The organism is Pseudomonas sp. CM25 (genome assembly GCF_013179705.1).
Taxonomy (GTDB): Bacteria; Pseudomonadota; Gammaproteobacteria; order Pseudomonadales; family Pseudomonadaceae; genus Aquipseudomonas.
On the sequence record NZ_JABMCW010000475.1, the window covers coordinates 1 to 3,239 of the forward strand.

Below are 3,239 nucleotides of genomic sequence, written 5' to 3' on the forward strand. Positions count from 1 at the left end.
GGTCCCCTGGTAGCTGGCCATGTGCTGCTTCAGACGGTCCTCGAAGCTCTTGAACAGTTCCAGGTCGGCAGATGTGATTTCGCGGCGGTTGGAAAGGCCTACCAACTGCTGGCTGGTGACGTAACTGTCGACCCACGCGCTGCGGATCATCGAGCTGTAATAGAGCCCCGGAATGCTGTCTGTCCCCACCGCCTCTTCGGCGCTTTCGATGGTCACCAACCGCGAGTAGGCGGCCACGATCATCAGCAGCATGATGGCGATGATCACGGCGAAACTTGCCAGGATCCGTTGGCGCAAGGTCCAGTTCTTCACATTCAGCCCTCAGGAATTCACAACGAGCGGGAAAATCGCCGAAGTATAGCCCAGAGGCCTTATGCTTTTGCGGGTGAAATGTGGGGATGGGGCGTCAAGGCCACCGGGTGCCCGCTTCGACAGATTCAGCGCCTGTGAGATCGAGCGCCGCGCGGGCGGCGCTCGATCACCCAGCCGCTGCAAATGCCATGGCGAGCACTGCCACTACGCTCCCGCCAACCGTACCTGGCTTTCAAGCTCCTGACGCAGCGCCGGGTCCAGCCGCAACTGGCGCGCCAGTTCATCCAGGTACGCGCGCTCCATGAAGTTTTCCTGGTCAACCATCATCACGCTGGCCAGGTACATCTCGGCAGCCATCTCCGGGGTTTGCGCAGCTCGCGCCACCTCGGCCGGGTCAAGCGGCTTGTTCAGCTCGGCATGCAGCCAGTACTGCAGTTCGCGGTCACTGTCCAGGCGGGCGAATTCACCCTCGATCAAGTCCCGCTCACGCTCGTCGATATGCCCGTCGGACTTGGCCGCCGCGACCAGCGCCCGCAGCACCGCCTGGCTGTGCTGCTCGACCTGGGGCGGTGGCAGGCGGTCGACCGTCTGCGGCTCCGGCCTGGCGCCCTGCTGGTTCGCCTGCCAGTTGCCATAGGCCTTGTAGGCCAGCACGCCCAGCGCGGCCAGGCCGCCGTAGGTCAGCGCCTTGCCGCCATATTTGCGGGCTTTCTTGTTGCCCAGCAAGAGCCCCAGCGCCCCCCCGCCCAGCAGGCCGCCCCCCGCACCGGACAACAGCCCGCCAAGGCCCCCGCCAGCACTGGCGGATTGGCTTGTACCTGCCTTTTTGTCGAGCAGTTGCTGGCCGGATTTGAGCAGTTGATCAAGCAAGCCCCGGGTATTCATTCGCGCGTCTCCGCATCTGGGAAATGAATGGCCAGAGTAAGGCTTGGCGCAGCGTGCGCCATCGGGGATTTGCTTCTGGATGTTGCGTTGGCTGGCAAAAAGCCAACTAGACTCGAGCACTGCCCGGACCAAAATCTCCAAGAAGAGGGAACACCATGCCAGTGCACAAGACCGCATTGCTCGGCGCCATGTCGGGCGCCTTGCTCGCCAGCGCCAGCCTGCAGGCCGCCGAGCCACCCAAGGCCGTGGGGCCCGGCGAGGGGCGCCTGGACATCGTCGCCTGGCCCGGCTACATCGAACGCGGCGAAAGCGACAAGGCCTACGACTGGGTGACCGGTTTCGAGAAGGAGACCGGCTGCAAGGTCAGCGTCAAGACCGCCGCCACCTCGGACGAAATGGTCAGCCTGATGACCAAGGGCGGCTACGACCTGGTCACCGCCTCGGGCGACGCCTCGCTGCGGCTGATCGTGGGCAAGCGCGTACAGCCGATCAACACCACCCTGATCCCCAACTGGAAGAACATCGACCCGCGTCTGCAGGACGGCGGCTGGTACGTGGTCGACAAGCAGGTGTATGGCACCCCGTATCAGTGGGGGCCGAATGTGCTGCTGTACAACACCAATACCTTCAAGCAGCCGCCCACCAGCTGGGGCGTGGTGTTCGAGCCGCAGAACCTGCCCGACGGCAAGCCCAACAAAGGCCGGGTCCAGGCCTACGACGGCCCCATCTACATCGCTGACGCGGCGCTGTACCTGAAGTCGGCCAAGCCCGAGCTGGGCATCAACGACCCTTACGAACTCAACGAGCAGCAATACAAGGCCGTGCTCGAACTGCTGCGCCAGCAACAACCGCTGATCCACCGCTACTGGCATGACGCCACGGTGCAGATGAGCGATGTGAAGAACGAAGGTGTAGTCGCCTCCAGCTCGTGGGGCTACATGGTCAATGGCCTGAAGGCCGAGAACCAGCCGGTGGCCTCGACCATCCCCAGGGAGGGCGCTACCGGCTGGGCCGACACCACCATGCTGCACAGCGAGGCCAAACACCCCAACTGCGCCTACAAGTGGATGGACTGGTCGCTGCAGCCGAAGGTGCAGGGTGACGTGGCGGCCTGGTTCGGCTCGTTGCCGGCGGTGCCAGCGGCCTGCACCGGCAGCGAACTGCTGGGCGCCGAAGGTTGCAAGACCAACGGTTTCGACAACTTCGACAAGATCGCGTTCTGGAAAACCCCGCAGGCCCAGGGCGGCAAGTTCGTGCCGTATAGCCGCTGGACCCAGGACTATATTGCGATCATGGGTGGGCGCTGAGGGTTGCTTCGCCCGCACCGGCCCTATCGCCGGCAAGCCAGCTCCCACTAGTACTGCACAAGTCTCCAGTACTGTGCGGTCCCTGTGGGAGCTGGCTTGCCGGCGATAGGGCCAGTACAGGCAATACAAGAACAACTGAGAGCTGCTTATGCCCCTAGCCGTCCAGTTCACCCAGGTTTCCCGTACCTTCGGCGAGGTCAAGGCCGTCGACCAGGTCAGCATCGACATCATCGATGGCGAGTTCTTCTCCATGCTCGGCCCCTCGGGCTCGGGCAAGACCACCTGCCTGCGCCTGATCGCCGGCTTCGAGCAGCCCACCCACGGCTCGATCCGCATCCACGGTGTGGAGGCCGCCGGCGTGCCGCCCTATCAACGTGACGTCAACACCGTGTTCCAGGACTACGCGCTGTTCCCGCACATGAATGTGCTGGACAACATCGCCTATGGCCTGAAGGTAAAAGGCGTCGCCAGGGCCGAACGCCAGGCCCGCGCCGAAGAAGCCCTGGCCATGGTGGCACTGGCCGACTACGGCGCCCGCAAACCGGCGCACCTGTCCGGGGGCCAGCGCCAGCGCGTGGCCCTGGCCCGGGCACTGGTCAACCGGCCGCGGGTGCTACTGCTGGACGAACCCCTGGGCGCGCTGGACCTGAAACTGCGTGAGCAGATGCAGGGCGAACTGAAAAAGCTGCAGCGCCAACTGGGCATCACCTTCATATTCGTCACCCACGACCAGAC

Annotated in this window: 3 protein-coding genes and 1 pseudogene; 2 read left to right on the plus strand and 2 right to left on the minus strand. The window is 64.1% G+C overall.

Going from position 1 to position 3,239, the window contains the following annotated elements; genetic code table 11:
* Positions 1-312, minus strand: a pseudogene (locus tag HP546_RS28080) (methyl-accepting chemotaxis protein); the annotation flags it as partial.
* A 204-nt stretch (positions 313-516) separates the two neighbouring features.
* Positions 517-1,197, minus strand: a complete 681-nt coding sequence (locus HP546_RS28085) for a tellurite resistance TerB family protein (protein WP_172232436.1) — start codon at positions 1,195-1,197, stop codon at positions 517-519.
* A gap of 155 nt (positions 1,198-1,352) precedes the next feature.
* Between HP546_RS28085 and ydcS the strand changes: the two genes are divergently transcribed.
* Together ydcS and HP546_RS28095 are read left to right on the plus strand one after the other, a co-directional pair.
* A complete protein-coding gene (gene ydcS / locus HP546_RS28090; protein WP_172232439.1) occupies positions 1,353-2,504 on the plus strand; it encodes a putative ABC transporter substrate-binding protein YdcS in 1,152 nt (383 codons plus the stop codon).
* Positions 2,505-2,652: 148 nt separating this feature from the next.
* Positions 2,653-3,239 (plus strand): ABC transporter ATP-binding protein (locus tag HP546_RS28095; protein ID WP_172232442.1); only part of this gene is annotated, 587 nt, incomplete at its 3' end.

Excerpts from the sequence above, each read along its gene's own strand:
- ydcS (WP_172232439.1), top strand. The coding sequence starts at position 1,353 with ATGCCAGTGCACAAGACCGCATTGCTCGGCGCCATGTCGGGCGCCTTG.
- HP546_RS28085 (WP_172232436.1), bottom strand. The coding sequence starts at position 1,197 with ATGAATACCCGGGGCTTGCTTGATCAACTGCTCAAATCCGGCCAGCAA.